This window comes from Stackebrandtia nassauensis DSM 44728 (assembly GCF_000024545.1).
In the GTDB taxonomy this organism is placed as follows: domain Bacteria; phylum Actinomycetota; class Actinomycetes; order Mycobacteriales; family Micromonosporaceae; genus Stackebrandtia; species Stackebrandtia nassauensis.
This window is the reverse complement of record NC_013947.1, coordinates 4,752,650-4,765,454: the sequence shown is the minus strand read 5'-3', so window position 1 is coordinate 4,765,454 and position 12,805 is coordinate 4,752,650. Positions and strand designations below refer to the sequence as shown.

15 protein-coding genes are annotated in these 12,805 nt (G+C 68.8%); 12 read left to right on the top strand and 3 right to left on the bottom strand.

What is annotated here, in order from left to right; all coding sequences use genetic code 11:
* Both SNAS_RS22050 and SNAS_RS22045 read left to right on the top strand, forming a co-directional pair.
* Positions 1 to 1,131: a hypothetical protein gene (locus SNAS_RS22050; protein WP_013019683.1), complete on the top strand. Its 1,131-nt coding sequence runs from the start codon at positions 1 to 3 to the stop codon at positions 1,129 to 1,131.
* Between the two features lie 59 nt (positions 1,132 to 1,190).
* A complete protein-coding gene (locus tag SNAS_RS22045; protein WP_013019682.1) occupies positions 1,191 to 1,916 on the top strand; it encodes a type 1 glutamine amidotransferase in 726 nt (241 codons plus the stop codon).
* An 18-nt stretch (positions 1,917 to 1,934) separates the two neighbouring features.
* On the opposite strand, the gene SNAS_RS22040 is transcribed toward SNAS_RS22045, so the two are convergent.
* Positions 1,935 to 2,297, bottom strand: a complete 363-nt coding sequence (locus tag SNAS_RS22040; protein WP_041626666.1) for a nucleotide pyrophosphohydrolase — start codon at positions 2,295 to 2,297, stop codon at positions 1,935 to 1,937.
* Between the two features lie 29 nt (positions 2,298 to 2,326).
* Positions 2,327 to 3,301 (bottom strand): UDP-glucose 4-epimerase GalE, encoded by a 975-nt coding sequence (gene galE, locus SNAS_RS22035; RefSeq protein ID WP_013019680.1) that lies wholly within the window; start codon positions 3,299 to 3,301, stop codon positions 2,327 to 2,329.
* 189 nt (positions 3,302 to 3,490) lie between these two features.
* On the opposite strand from galE, the gene dop reads away from it, so the two are divergent.
* From dop to SNAS_RS22005, 6 genes are all read left to right on the top strand, one after another.
* A complete protein-coding gene (gene dop / locus SNAS_RS22030; RefSeq protein ID WP_013019679.1) occupies positions 3,491 to 5,011 on the top strand; it encodes a depupylase/deamidase Dop in 1,521 nt (506 codons plus the stop codon).
* 113 nt (positions 5,012 to 5,124) lie between these two features.
* Positions 5,125 to 5,340 carry a ubiquitin-like protein Pup gene (locus tag SNAS_RS22025; RefSeq protein WP_013019678.1) on the top strand — a complete coding sequence of 72 codons (216 nt, stop codon included), beginning with the start codon at positions 5,125 to 5,127 and terminating at the stop codon, positions 5,338 to 5,340.
* 117 nt (positions 5,341 to 5,457) lie between these two features.
* Positions 5,458 to 6,297 carry a proteasome subunit beta gene (gene prcB, locus SNAS_RS22020; protein ID WP_013019677.1) on the top strand — a complete coding sequence of 280 codons (840 nt, stop codon included), beginning with the start codon at positions 5,458 to 5,460 and terminating at the stop codon, positions 6,295 to 6,297.
* A gap of 46 nt (positions 6,298 to 6,343) precedes the next feature.
* Positions 6,344 to 7,141, top strand: a complete 798-nt coding sequence (prcA, locus tag SNAS_RS22015) for a proteasome subunit alpha (RefSeq protein ID WP_013019676.1) — start codon at positions 6,344 to 6,346, stop codon at positions 7,139 to 7,141.
* Between the two features lie 144 nt (positions 7,142 to 7,285).
* A complete protein-coding gene (gene pafA / locus SNAS_RS22010; protein WP_013019675.1) occupies positions 7,286 to 8,644 on the top strand; it encodes a Pup--protein ligase in 1,359 nt (452 codons plus the stop codon).
* Positions 8,645 to 8,657: 13 nt separating this feature from the next.
* Positions 8,658 to 8,867: a hypothetical protein gene (locus SNAS_RS22005; RefSeq protein WP_013019674.1), complete on the top strand. Its 210-nt coding sequence runs from the start codon at positions 8,658 to 8,660 to the stop codon at positions 8,865 to 8,867.
* Positions 8,868 to 8,931: 64 nt separating this feature from the next.
* Here SNAS_RS22005 and SNAS_RS22000 read toward each other — a convergent pair whose 3' ends face one another.
* Complete coding sequence (locus tag SNAS_RS22000; protein ID WP_052305309.1) at positions 8,932 to 10,044, bottom strand: DUF3866 family protein; 1,113 nt, start codon at positions 10,042 to 10,044, stop codon at positions 8,932 to 8,934.
* Between the two features lie 63 nt (positions 10,045 to 10,107).
* On the opposite strand from SNAS_RS22000, the gene SNAS_RS21995 reads away from it, so the two are divergent.
* The 4 genes from SNAS_RS21995 to tatA all read left to right on the top strand — a co-directional run bounded on the left by SNAS_RS21995 (position 10,108) and on the right by tatA (position 12,793).
* Positions 10,108 to 11,109: a helix-turn-helix transcriptional regulator gene (locus tag SNAS_RS21995; RefSeq protein WP_041626663.1), complete on the top strand. Its 1,002-nt coding sequence runs from the start codon at positions 10,108 to 10,110 to the stop codon at positions 11,107 to 11,109.
* Positions 11,106 to 12,059: a helix-turn-helix transcriptional regulator gene (locus SNAS_RS21990; protein WP_013019671.1), complete on the top strand. Its 954-nt coding sequence runs from the start codon at positions 11,106 to 11,108 to the stop codon at positions 12,057 to 12,059. The genes SNAS_RS21995 and SNAS_RS21990 overlap by 4 nt, the downstream gene beginning before the upstream one ends.
* Before the next feature lie 64 nt (positions 12,060 to 12,123).
* Entirely contained in the window at positions 12,124 to 12,342 is a 219-nt protein-coding gene (locus SNAS_RS21985; RefSeq protein WP_013019670.1) for a hypothetical protein, read from the top strand.
* A 187-nt stretch (positions 12,343 to 12,529) separates the two neighbouring features.
* Positions 12,530 to 12,793 carry a Sec-independent protein translocase subunit TatA gene (gene tatA, locus SNAS_RS21980; RefSeq protein ID WP_013019669.1) on the top strand — a complete coding sequence of 88 codons (264 nt, stop codon included), beginning with the start codon at positions 12,530 to 12,532 and terminating at the stop codon, positions 12,791 to 12,793.
* The last annotated feature ends 12 nt before the right edge of the window (positions 12,794 to 12,805 follow it).

The following is a 12,805-nucleotide window of genomic DNA, read 5'->3' as shown; positions in this document are numbered from 1 at the left end:
GTGCTGACCACGCATCACGGCTCCCACGCGGCACTTGTCACCAACATCGACGCGGCGGACGTCGTCCCCGGCGAACTCGACGCGATCATCGTCCCCACCGTCCGTCCCGGCTGGCACCTGACCTCGGCGCTGGAGGTGGCCGCCGAACTCGACCGGCCGCTGCTGTGCCTGTCCAGCAAGGGTTCGGACCCGGCCGACATCCTCAAGGTCGCCGACAGCGTCGGCGCCGAGGCGATCGTCATCGACACCACCGAGGCGTTGCCGAAGCTGCTGCCGGACTTCGCGACCACCAAGCTGATCCGCGAACGCGGCTTTGGCCGCAGCACCGACCTGAGCGGGAAACGCAACCTCGGTCTGCTGATCGCGCGGGCGATGAACTGGCGCAAGATCCTGTTCCTCGACGACGACATCCGACAGGTCACCGCTCGCGATCTGCGCGCGCTCGGGAGACTGCTGGACTCCTTCGCCGCGGTCGGTCTGGGCAACACCGGTTATCCCGACAACTCGGTGGTGTGCCACGCGTTTCGAGCAGTCGACGGTCAGCAGGACACCTTCGTCAGCGGTGGTCTGCTCAGTGTGCGCGCCGACAGACTCGACGGCTTCTTCCCCGACATCTACAACGAGGACTGGTTCTTCCTCCACTCCACGAGGGACATCGCCCGCACCGGGGCGGCCTTCCAGGACAGGTATGACCCCTTCGTGACCCCGAACCGTGCCACCGACGAGGAACTGGGCGACTGTCTCGCCGAAGGCGTCTACTGGCTGCGCGACGAGGGCAAGTCACCGGCCACCGCCCGTGAGGAAGCGTTCTGGAGCCACTACCTGGATGGCAGGCGGCAGCTCATCGACGAGGTGCGACAGCGGCTGGAGACCAAACCGGCCGACGAGGAAGGACTGCGCGAACGGCAGCTGGCCTCGATGGCGGCGGCCCGCGATGTCCACCGGCGCATCACATCGGAGCTGTGCACCGCGATCATCCGCGCCTGGGAATCCGACACCGCCGACTGGCGCGGCCACCGCGCCCAGACCCCGGCGGGCACCTCCGTCGAGGACTGCCTGCGGCTGCTGGAAAAGCGCCACCATCCTGGTTCCGGCATCGACTGGGACGCCCGCGTCCACCGCTCCCGCTGACGGCGCACGCGGCGCGCGACGCGGCGCCGCTGTGGGCACGCGCGGCTACATTTGCTCGCATGACGCAGCAGCGAACCCGGCCCACCGCGATCGTCGTCCAGAACGGACCCAAGGGCGGCCCGGGGCGGGTCGGCGAATGGCTTGCCGCTGAAGGCATCGCGCTCGACGTCGTCCACGGCTACCAAGAGCCGGTTCCCGAGCGGCTGGAACACGACGCGGTGATCGTGCTGGGCGGCGGCTACCTGCCCGACGCCGACGACAAGGCGCCCTGGCTGGCCGCCACCCGCACGCTGGTGCGCCAGGCACTCGACACCGACACGCCGGTACTGGGCATCTGCCTGGGCGGGCAGCTGCTGGCGCACGTGGCCGGGGGAGTCGTGGAAGGCGACGTCGGCGCGCCCGAGAACGGCAGCACCCCCGTCACCATCCGTCCACAAGCCAGCGACGACCCGCTGTTCGGGTCGCTGCCGCCGACGGTGCCCGCCATCGAGCACCACGTGGACGCCATCACCGCGCTGCCGCCCGACGCGATCTGGCTGGCCGAGACCGATCGCTGCCCGTACCAGGCGTTTCGGGTCGGCCGCTCCGCCTGGGGAACCCAGTTCCACCCCGAGATCGACCCGGACCGGGTGCGGCGCTGGGACCCCGAACCGTTGCGGGAACAGGGATTCGACCCCGAGCAGGTCTACGCCGGTGCCGACGCCGACGACGAGGTCGCCCGCGCGATCTGGGAGAAGGTCACCCGCCGGTTCGCGACGGTCGTCCACGACGCCGCCCGCGCGTAACACTCGCGTCCGCCGAGGTCAGGACGGCTCGCGCGGCAGTGCCGCCGCCTTGCGGGCGCTGCCCCGGTGCGACTCGGCCGGATACCGCCGCGCGTTGCGCTCGATCTTCGACGCCGAGGCCGCCAGCAGGTCCACCTCCATGACGTCGGCCAGACGCACCAGGTAGTGCAGCACGTCGGCCATCTCGTCGGCGACCTTCGCCTTGGCCTCCCCGCTCAGGTGCTGGCTCTCCTCGGGGGTCAGCCACTGCAACTCCGCCACCAGCTCACCGGCCTCACCCGCCAGCGCCATCGCCAGGTTCTTGGGCGTGTGGAACTGTTCCCAGTCCCGCTCGGCGGCGAAGTCGCGCAGCCGGGCGGCCAGGTCCTCGATGGTTCGCATCCCGGCACTGTACTGCCGGGCGGCGACCCTCACACCGGTACGCCGTCGCGCTGGGCCCGCCACATCGTCCAGGCGCTGTCGACCATGTCCATCAGGTCGTAGCGGGCCCGCCAGCCCAGTAGCCGCTCGGCACGCTCCACCGCCGCCACCGCGCCGGCCGCGTCGCCCGGACGCCGGTCGACGACCTTGTGCGGCACCGGCTGCCCGGTCACCTGGCGCACCGCCTCCAGCATCTCGAAGACGGTGTAGCCGCGTCCGGTGCCGATGTTGACGACGTCCCCGGCCTCGTGGCCGCTGATGTACTCCACCGCCGCGACGTGGGCGTCGGCCAGGTCCTCGATGTGGATGTAGTCGCGCAGCCCGCTGCCGTCGCGGGTGTCGAAGTCGTCCCCGGTCACCCCGAAGACCTCACCGGAGTCGATGGCGTTGAACAGGATCGTGAACACGTTCGCGCCGCCCACCTCGGCCAGTTCCGGGGCCAGCGCCCCCACCGGGTTGAAGTAGCGCAGCGCCAGGTACGACAGGTGCCCGGCCGCGGCCGCGTCCTTGAGGATCAGCTCGGCCATCAGCTTCGTGGTGGCGTAGGGGCTGAGCGGGTCGGCCGGGGTGATCTCAGCGTGCACCGGCCCCGGCGCGCCGCCGTAGATCGCCGCCGAGGACGACTGGACGATGTGCCGCACCCCGGCGTCCTTCATCGCGTCCAGCACCGCGATGAAACCGCTGACGTTGTCGCGGTGGTACAGCATCGGGTCGCTGGTCGACTCGGGCACCGACTTGCGGGCGGCCAGGTTCACCACCCCGGTCACGTTGTGGATCCGCATGACGTCGGTCAGCGCGTCCCGGTCGAGCAGATTGCCCACGCACAGCGGAACACCCTCGGGAACCCGGTCGGCGACACCGGTCGACAGGTCGTCGTAGACGACGACCTGGTACCCCTGCGCCCGCATGCGCCGGACCACGTGCCCACCGATATAACCGGCTCCCCCGGTGACCAGCCATGACATGCCCGTCGACCTCCGTGTACTCGTCCGACAATCAGTTCCCCTGCTCATTGCCATCGCTTACCGTACCTGCCTGGTCAGGGCCCTGTGGCTCACAGTGACCTCATCCATACCGGGAAGCTCACAGGGCACTTGGACCCATCCGTACCCGCCGCCCCCAAGAGTCGGGGGTTTGGCGACTAGGCTCGGCCTATGACCGTTCGTCGCATCATGGGAACCGAAGTCGAGTACGGAATCTCCGTTCCCGGCCAGCCCGGCGCCAACCCCATGGTGAGCTCCTCGCAGATTGTCAATGCGTACGGCGCCCGTCCGGAACTCACCAAGGGTGGCCGCGCCCGGTGGGACTACGAGGAAGAATCGCCGCTGCGTGATGCCCGGGGATTCACTTACACCGGGGCGCTCTACGACCCCGCCGAGACTCTGGCCGACGAGGACACCGGCCTGGCTAACGTGATCCTCACCAACGGGGCCCGTCTCTACGTCGACCACGCCCACCCCGAATACTCCACGCCCGAGGTCACCAACCCCAGGGACATCGTCCTGTGGGACAAGGCGGGCGAGGTCATCATGGCCGAAGCCGCGAAGCGGGCCGCCAGCGTGCCGGGCAGCCCGTACATAAACCTGTACAAGAACAACACCGATAACAAGGGCGCCAGCTACGGCGCGCATGAGAACTACCTGATGGCGCGATCGACGCCCTTCGCCGACATTGTCACCCACTTCACTCCGTTCCTGGTCACTCGACCGGTGGTGTGCGGTGCCGGCCGGGTCGGCATCGGCCAGGACGGCAGCAAGGACGGCTTCCAGATCTCGCAGCGCGCCGACTACTTCGAGGTCGAGGTCGGTCTGGAGACCACCCTCAAGCGCCCGATCATCAACACCCGCGACGAGCCGCACGCCGACGCCGACCAGTACCGGCGGCTGCACGTCATCATCGGTGACGCCAACCTCTCGGAGATATCCACGTATCTGAAGGTGGGCACGGCGGCGCTGATCCTGTCCATGATCGAGGACGAGGCCATGGACCCGGGCTTGTCCATCGCCGAACCGGTTAACGAACTGAAGGCGATCAGTCACGACCCCACATTGGCGCACAAGGTCCGACTTCGCGACGGCCGGAAGATGACGGCTGTTCAAATTCAGCAGGAATTTCATGATCGCGCCACGGCGTATGTCGAGCGCAAGTACGGTGCCGACGCCGACGAGGACACCAAGGACGTGCTGCGGTTGTGGGGCGAGACGCTCGACAAACTCGCCCGCGACCCGATGGAGTGCGCCCGTGAGCTGGACTGGGTCGCGAAACTGCGGCTGCTCAACGGCTACCGCGACCGCGAGCGCCTCGACTGGGGCGCGTCCAAGCTGGAACTCATCGACCTCCAGTACTCCGACGTGCGGCCCGGCAAGGGCCTGTACCACCGGCTGGTCGCCAAGGGAGCGATGCGGACGCTGTTCACCGACGAGCAGGTGCGCGAGGCGATGACCAACCCGCCCACCGACACCCGCGCCTACTTCCGGGGCCGCTGCCTGGCGAAGTATCCGTCCGAAGTGGTCGCCGCGAGCTGGGACTCGCTGATCTTCGACGTGGGACGGGAATCGCTGGTCCGGGTGCCCATGATGGAGCCAGGCAAGGGAACCGCCGAGCACGTGGGCGCCCTGTTCGACCGCTGCCCCAGCGCCAAGGACCTGCTGGACATCATCACCGGCGGCAACTGATCCTGTTCGCAGAGATATACACGCCGCTCGGGAATGTCGTAAGGTCGCGGTAACGTTCTAGGATCAAATGCAGCCACAGGCAACTGAGGCTCGACAGGTGAGGGATTAAAGCCATGGCAGAGAAGGACACCGGCGGGCAGGCCCACTCCCAGCACGCCAAGCAGACCACCGAAGAAGAGACCACCGAGGCGGTCGTCGATCCCGAAATCGCCGAACGCCATGAGGAGATCACTGAGGACGTCGACGATCTGCTCGACGAGATCGACAGTGTCCTCGAATCGAACTCCAGCGAGTTCGTCCGCAGCTACGTCCAAAAGGGAGGTCAGTGAGGCGTCGTTCCGCAAGGGACGATCGCTTCGCCACGCCCTGACGGGGGCGTAGGGACCCTCACCGCGAGGGCGTTAAGGTTGCCGAGTTGACATCGTGTGAAGTGGAAGGGTGATGCTGTGAGCGGCACGGCGGAGTTTCCAGGGCGAATCCCGGCCCCATACCTAGAGGTGGGGTCGTCGTCGTTTGTGGAATTGCTGGGGAGTGTGGCACCCGAACTGCTGCCGGGGCGCAGGCCACTGCCGCCCGGTGACATGGGCGACGCCGCCCCGCACGGCACGACCATCGTGGCACTGCGGTGCAACGAGGGCGTGGTGATGGCCGGCGACCGCCGCGCCACCCAGGGCAACATGATCTCGCTGCGCGACATCCAGAAGGTCTTCCCCGCGGACGCCTATTCGCTGATCGGCATCGCCGGCACCGCGGGCCTGGGTGTGGAGATGATCCGGCTGTTCCAGGCCGAACTGGAGCACTTCGAGAAGCTCGAGGGCAACGCGCTGAGCCTGCACGGCAAGGCCAACAAACTGGCGAACATGATCCGGGGCAACCTGGGCATCGCCATGCAGGGCCTGGCGGTGCTGCCGCTGTTCGCCGGATTCGACACCGACGCGCCCGACGCGGCCTCGGCCGGACGCATCTTCAGCTACGACGTGGTCGGCGGCATCTACGAGGAACGCGAATACGACGCCATCGGCTCGGGTTCCATCTTCGCCAAGTCGGCGCTGAAGAAACGCTTCCAGTCCGAGGTGGACGCCACCGAGGCGACCCGGCTGGCGATCGAGGCGCTGTACGACGCCGCCGACGACGACTCGGCGACCGGCGGGCCGGACCTGACCCGCAAACTGTTCCCCACGGTCTTCACGGCCACGGCGGACGGGGCCAAGCGCGTCCCCGACGCCGAGATCGAAGCCGTGTCGCGCGCGGTCGTGGCGGCGCGGTTGGAAAACCCCGGCGGCTGAGAGTCACCAGGGTGAATATCGGTTTCGTGGATGGGAGTATTTAGTCGTGGCCATGCAGTTCTACACCTCACCCGAGCAGATCATGCGGGATCGCTCGGAGTACGCCCGCAAGAACATCTCGCGGGGGCGCAACACCGTCGTGCTCAGCTACGCCGGTGGCGTGCTGTTCGTGGCCGAGAACATCTCGACCACGCTGCACAAGATCAGTGAGCTGTACGACCGCATCGGTTTCGCCGCCGTGGGCCGCTACAACGAGTTCGAGAACCTGCGCACCGCGGGCGTGCGGATGGCCGACACCCGCGGCTACGCCTACGACCGTCGCGACGTCAAGGCCCGGCCGCTGGCACAGGCCTACGCGCAGACGCTGGGCGCCATCTTCACCGAGCAGACCAAGCCCTTCGAGGTGGAGATCTGCGTGGCCGGCGTCGGCAGCAGCCCCGACGACGACGAGCTGTACCGGCTGACCTACGACGGCTCCATCAACGACGAGCCCGGCTACCTGGTCATGGGCGGTCAGGCCGACAAGCTGACCTCGGTGCTCAAGGAGGGCCACAACTTCGACCTGGACCTCACCGGCGCGTTCCGGCTCGCCCTCAAAGCACTGTCCAGTATCGGCGGTGAGAACGGCAAGGACCGCACCGTCGGTGCCGAACTGCTGGAAGTGGCGGTGCTGGACCGCGAGCGCGAGGGCCGGGTGTTCCGCCGGATCCTGGGCCCGGCGCTGGACGCGCTGATGCCCGAATCCTCCGGCGACGCCGAAACCCCCGACACCGGGGGCTCCGGTCAGCACAGCGACGAACCGTCGAAGCCGGACGCTGAGGGCGGCGAGAAGGAACAGCCCTAGACCGGCTCCGAACCACCGAACCCGGCGTCCTGATTGGACGTCGGGTTCGCGGTATGCGCGCGCCCCCGGCCCCGGGTGCGATCCCGGCCAAAACGGTCGCTCTCAGGGGACGCAGGAGTCGTAATCACCCGGTAGTGTCTGGGTATGGATCGCCGGATATTTGGACTGGAAACGGAATTTGGCGTCACCTGTACCTTCCGGGGGCAGCGGCGCCTTTCTCCCGATGAAGTGGCTAGGTATCTGTTCCGGCGCGTGGTGAGCTGGGGCAGGTCGAGCAACGTGTTCCTCCGCAATGGAGCCCGGCTGTACCTCGACGTCGGCTCGCACCCCGAGTACGCCACACCCGAGTGCGATTCGGTCGCCGACCTGGTGCGCCACGACCGCGCCGGTGAACGCGTCCTGGAGGGCCTGCTCATCGACGCCGAGCGCCGCCTGCACGACGAGGGCATCGCCGGTGACATCTTCCTGTTCAAGAACAACACCGACTCGGCCGGGAACTCCTACGGCTGCCACGAGAACTTCCTGGTCTCGCGGCACGGCGAGTTCGGGCGGCTGGCCGACATCCTGATCCCGTTCCTGGTGACCCGGCAGCTGATCTGCGGCGCCGGAAAGGTGCTGCAGACCCCGCGCGGCGCCCTGTACTGCCTGTCGCAGCGCGCCGAGCACATCTGGGAGGGTGTCTCCAGCGCCACCACCCGTTCGCGCCCCATCATCAACACCCGCGACGAACCGCACGCCGACGCCGAACGCTATCGGCGGCTGCACGTCATCGTCGGCGACTCCAACATGAACGAGGTCACCACGATGCTCAAGGTCGGCGCCGCCGACCTGGTGCTGAAGATGATCGAGACCGGCGTGACCATGCGCGACCTGACCCTGGAGAACCCGATCCGGGCCATCCGGGAGGTCTCACACGACATCACCGGCCGCCACAAGGTCCGGCTGGCCAACGGCCGCGAGATGAACGCCCTGGAGATCCAGCAGGAGTACCTGTCCAAGGCCGTCGACTTCGTGGAACGCCGGGGCGCCGACGCCGTGACCAAACGCGTCATCGAACTGTGGGGCCGGGTGCTGTCCTCGGTCGAGAACGGTGACCTGGACTCGATCTCCCGCGAGATCGACTGGGTCTCCAAGTACCAGCTGATCGAGAAGTACCGCGCCAAGCGGGACCTGCCGCTGTCGTCCTCGCGAGTGGCGCAACTGGACCTGGCCTACCACGACATTCGCCGTGGCCGCGGCCTGTACAACCTCATGGAACGGCGCGGCTCGGTGGACCGGGTGGTGCGCGACGTCGAGACCTTCGAGGCCAAAGAGGTCCCGCCGCAGACCACGCGGGCCCGGCTGCGGGGCGAGTTCATCCGCCGCGCCCAGGAGAAGCGCCGCGACTTCACCGTCGACTGGGTCCACCTCAAACTCAACGACCAGGCGCAGCGCACGGTCCTGTGCAAGGACCCGTTCCGTTCCCGCGACGAACGCGTGGACAAGCTCATCGCCTCCATGTGAGTAAGGTTTGCGCGTGACCGATGAACACAGGCCCGGCGCGCCCGGGAAAGGCGAGGACGACGACCCGCTCCGCAAGAAACCCATGTGGGAGCGCCGCCGCGACAAGATCCGCGAGGAGATCGCCCGCAACCGCCGCGGTGAGTACACCGTCCCCACCTGGGTGCTCGTGGTCGCGCTGGTCGCCATCATCGCCGCCTGGGCCGCGATAATCGTCTTCGCGTGATCGCTGCTTAAGCGCTGCCCAGCGTCGCTAAGCCTGCCTTAAGCCCCCACCGGCTACGGTCAAATTAGGGGAGGAGGTTGGAGGCCCCGGGCCCATCGCTGAGCAGACTGGCCGCGTGCCGTCCCGCGACCGCGCAGGCCATGAAGTAGGCCGGATCCTCGGCCAGCCCGCGACCCATGGTGGACACGTCGACCGGCAGCGCCGCGACCGCCTCGGGCAGCCCCTCGGTCTTGACCGTCACCAGTCGGTGCCGGGCCGCCAGCGGTTCCAGCTGGGCCGCGACCCGCTCGGACAGTTCCGGTTCCAGGTCGTCGGGCACCGGCAGGTCGGCGGTCGCCAGCGCGACCCGGCCGTAGGCGGTGAGGCTGTGGTGCGACACCCCACGATGGCGCCTGCGGGTGTCGGCCCCCGAGATCCGCAGTGCCCCAACGGCTCTGCCGCCCAGGACCGCGATGGCGTTGACGGCGTCGCCGCAGGCCGTGCCGGAGAAGCCCCAGGTCGTGGAGGTGCCCAGGCCGCCGGGACCCTGGGTGACCACGGCGATGTCGGCCTCCAGGACGTGCCGTGCCGCCAACAGTCCGGTGTGGATGTTGGTGGCCTCCAGGTCGCCGCCGAACGACTGACCGGTGGTGACCGTTCCGGCCAGCAGCCCCGACAGACCGTCCAGGGTGTGGGAGAACCACGCCGGCAGCGCCCCGCCGTCGGTCATGATGTACGCGACCCGGGCCGTGGGCGCGTCGCGGCGGATTCCCGCCACGACCGGCGCCAGCGCGGAGTGCAGGTCGGCGGTGACCACCGGCATCGCGGCGATATCGTCGGCTTGGGTCACGGCCCGCCGGTGCGCCGAACCGGGCTCGTCGACGGCCGAGAACATGGCCTGCTGCGGGGTGTATCGTGCCTTGACGATGTGCCCAGGATCGTCCACATCGTCCGGAAGGTGGTCGGGAATGGCGACAACGAACGCGTACCCACCGGTACCCAAGCCCCTGGCGAGCGCGTTGCCGTTGAGCAGCACCCTGTCGCCGATCGCGGGGGTGCCCACGACGGCGACGTACGCCAACGCCCGCACCGTCGCGGGATCGTCCGCACGGCGCGCCTCGACAAGCACGTCCACTTCGCACGCACCGCGCCACTGCCGGCGCACACCGGTGACCGTGCCGTATCGCCACCGCAGCACGGCGGTCACGCTAGCACCCGGCCACGGTTGCCCGTCGCCCTCGGGCGGGATAGCGTCATGAGCGTGTCTCGCCTCCGCACTGAACGACTGGTCAACCTGGTGATCTGCCTGCTGTCGACCCGGCGCTTCCTCACCGCCGACAAGATCGCCGCCACCGTCCCCGGCTACGAACACGACTCCCGGGACACCCGCGCCCACGAGGCGTTCCAGCGCAAGTTCGAACGCGACAAGTCCGAACTGCGGCGCCTGGGCGTGCCGCTGGAGACCGGCACCAACAGCGTCTTCGACTCCGAACCCGGCTACCGCATCGCCCGCCACGACTACGAACTGCCCGAGTTCCACTTGCTGCCCGACGAGGCCGCCGCCCTCGGCGCCGCCGCCCGGCTGTGGCAGCACAGCAAACTCGCCGCCGACGCCGGAGACGGCCTGTGGAAGCTGCGCGCCGCCGGCGTCGACGTCCGCTCCGACGACGAACCCGAGGTCGCGCCGGTCGTGACCGTCGACGAGGCGTTCAGTCCCGTCGTCAGCGCGGTCCGCCACCGCCGCGAGATCCGCTTCGACTACCTCGGCAAGGCCGACGACGCCGCCATGAAACGCAAGCTGCAACCCTGGGGCGTGGTCTGCTACCGCGGCAAGTGGTACGTCGTCGGACACGACCTCGACCGGGACGCGGCCCGCTGCTTCCGGCTGTCGCGCATCAGCGGCAAGGTCGCCGAACACGGACCACCCGACGCCTACCAGGTTCCCGGCGACCTCAACCTGCTCGACCACGTCGCCGCGTTCCACAGCGACCAGCCCGAGACCCCGCCCCGCCGCGCCACCGTCCTGGTCGCGCCCGGCCGGGCCGCCGGGGTGCGCCGCCAGGCCGAACAGATCAGCGCCCGCCGCCCCGACGGCGACCGGCTGGTCATCCCGTACCACGACCCGCACCGGCTGGCCCGACGACTGGCCGCCTACGGCCCCGACGTCGTGGTCCTGGAACCCGACGAGGTCCGCAAGGAGATGGCGGTGCTGCTGGCCGACGTCCTGGGCCAGTACGACAGCGTGACGGGAGGCCGCGCGTGACCTCGGCATCCCGGCTGTCGCGGGTACTCAACCTGGTGCCGTACCTGCTGGCCCGTCCCGGCATCCGCATCGACGCCGCCGCGGCCGACCTGGGCATCTCGGTCGCCGAACTGCGCGACGACCTCACCCTGCTGTGGATGTGCGGCCTGCCCGGCTACGGCCCCGGCGACCTCATCGACATCGCCTTCGACGACGACACCGTCACCGTCACCTACGACGCGGGCATGACCCGACCGGTCCGGCTGTCCCCGGATGAGGCACTGGCACTGGTGGTGGCGCTGCGGATGCTGGCCGACACCCCGGGCCTGTCCGACCGCGACGCGGTGCGCCGCACCCTCGACAAGGTCGCCGAGGCCGCCGGGGACGCGGCCGCCTCGGCCAGCCAGGTCAGCGTCGCCACCACCGTCGACGAGACCAACGTCGACGTGTTCAGCCGCATCGTCGTCGACGGCAAGGCCGTCCGGCTCACCTACTACAGCGCCGGACGCGACAAGACCACCGAACGCGTCGTCGACCCGATCCGAGTGGTCATCGCCGACGACCACGCCTACCTGCACGCCTGGTGCCGCAGCGCCGAGGACATCCGCCGGTTCCGGCTCGACCGCATCGACGCCCACACGGTCCTGGACGAGCCCGCCGCGGTGCCGCCGCACGCCCGCGACCGCACCGACGCGCCCGGCGCCGTCTTCAGGACCGAAGCCTCGCAGCTGCCCACGGTGGTGCTGCGGGTCAGCCGCGGCGCCCGCTGGATCGCCGAGTACTACCCGTGCCAGGACGTCCGCCCCGAAGCCGACGGCCGCTGGCTGGTGACGCTGCGGGCCCGCGACCTCAACTGGGCCAAACGGCTGGTGCTCAGCCTCGGCACCGAGGCCGAGGCGGTGGCCCCCGACAGCCTGCGCGAAGCCGTCATCGACGACGCGCGCACCGCACTGGCCGCGTACGAGGCCTAGCGCGACGCCGCGCCCGGCCCAACCTGTCGGGCGGGCCCGTGCGCCAGGCCGTAGGCTGCTGTACATGCAGTGGTGGCTGATTCTGCTCATCGGTCTGGGCTTCGGCGTGCTCGTCGTCGCGGTGGCCGGGCTTGCCGTGCGTTCCCGCATGACGGACCTGCAGATGGCGTTGACGACCCTGGACGAGCACAAACTGGCGGGGGAGCGGCTGGGCCAGCGGGCCGAGAAGCTGCAGGCCGACATCGAGCGGCTGCAGGCCAGAATCCCGCAGCAGGGCAAGTGAACGCCCAACCGGCGGCGCGACACGATTTCGTTAAGATCGCCATCTTTTACCCACGACAGGGTTGACGATGCCCGCGTGCGTGGGCCATGCTTGCCGCGCATCGTGATCCGGTCACGCCCGCGTGGCCGTTCGAATCACACCGGCATACGATGGGGCCTACTGTCCCGTCACTACTGGAGGAGTCAGCATGGGTGCTGTCAGGCCGTGGCACATCATCGTCCTTGTTGTCGTGCTTGTGCTGCTGTTCGGCGCCAAGAAGCTGCCGGGCGCGGCTCGTGGACTTGGCCAGTCGCTGCGAATCTTGAAGTCCGAGACCAAGAACCTCCGTGACGACGACGAGAAGTCGGACGACAAGGCCGAGGCCAAGCACGGGCGTGAGCCGCTCGAGAACAAGACCATCGAGGGCGAGACATCGGCAGTGGAAGACCTGCGGGACAAGAAGAAGGCGTAGGTTTCGCCTTCC

Coding starts and splice junctions, on each gene's coding strand:
- SNAS_RS22040 (WP_041626666.1), bottom strand. CDS start 2,297: ATGCGAACCATCGAGGACCTGGCCGCCCGGCTGCGCGACTTCGCCGCC.
- SNAS_RS21985 (WP_013019670.1), top strand. CDS start 12,124: ATGCAGTGGTGGCTGATTCTGCTCATCGGTCTGGGCTTCGGCGTGCTC.
- dop (WP_013019679.1), top strand. CDS start 3,491: ATGACCGTTCGTCGCATCATGGGAACCGAAGTCGAGTACGGAATCTCC.
- galE (WP_013019680.1), bottom strand. CDS start 3,301: ATGTCATGGCTGGTCACCGGGGGAGCCGGTTATATCGGTGGGCACGTG.
- SNAS_RS22025 (WP_013019678.1), top strand. CDS start 5,125: ATGGCAGAGAAGGACACCGGCGGGCAGGCCCACTCCCAGCACGCCAAG.
- SNAS_RS22045 (WP_013019682.1), top strand. CDS start 1,191: ATGACGCAGCAGCGAACCCGGCCCACCGCGATCGTCGTCCAGAACGGA.
- pafA (WP_013019675.1), top strand. CDS start 7,286: ATGGATCGCCGGATATTTGGACTGGAAACGGAATTTGGCGTCACCTGT.
- tatA (WP_013019669.1), top strand. CDS start 12,530: ATGGGTGCTGTCAGGCCGTGGCACATCATCGTCCTTGTTGTCGTGCTT.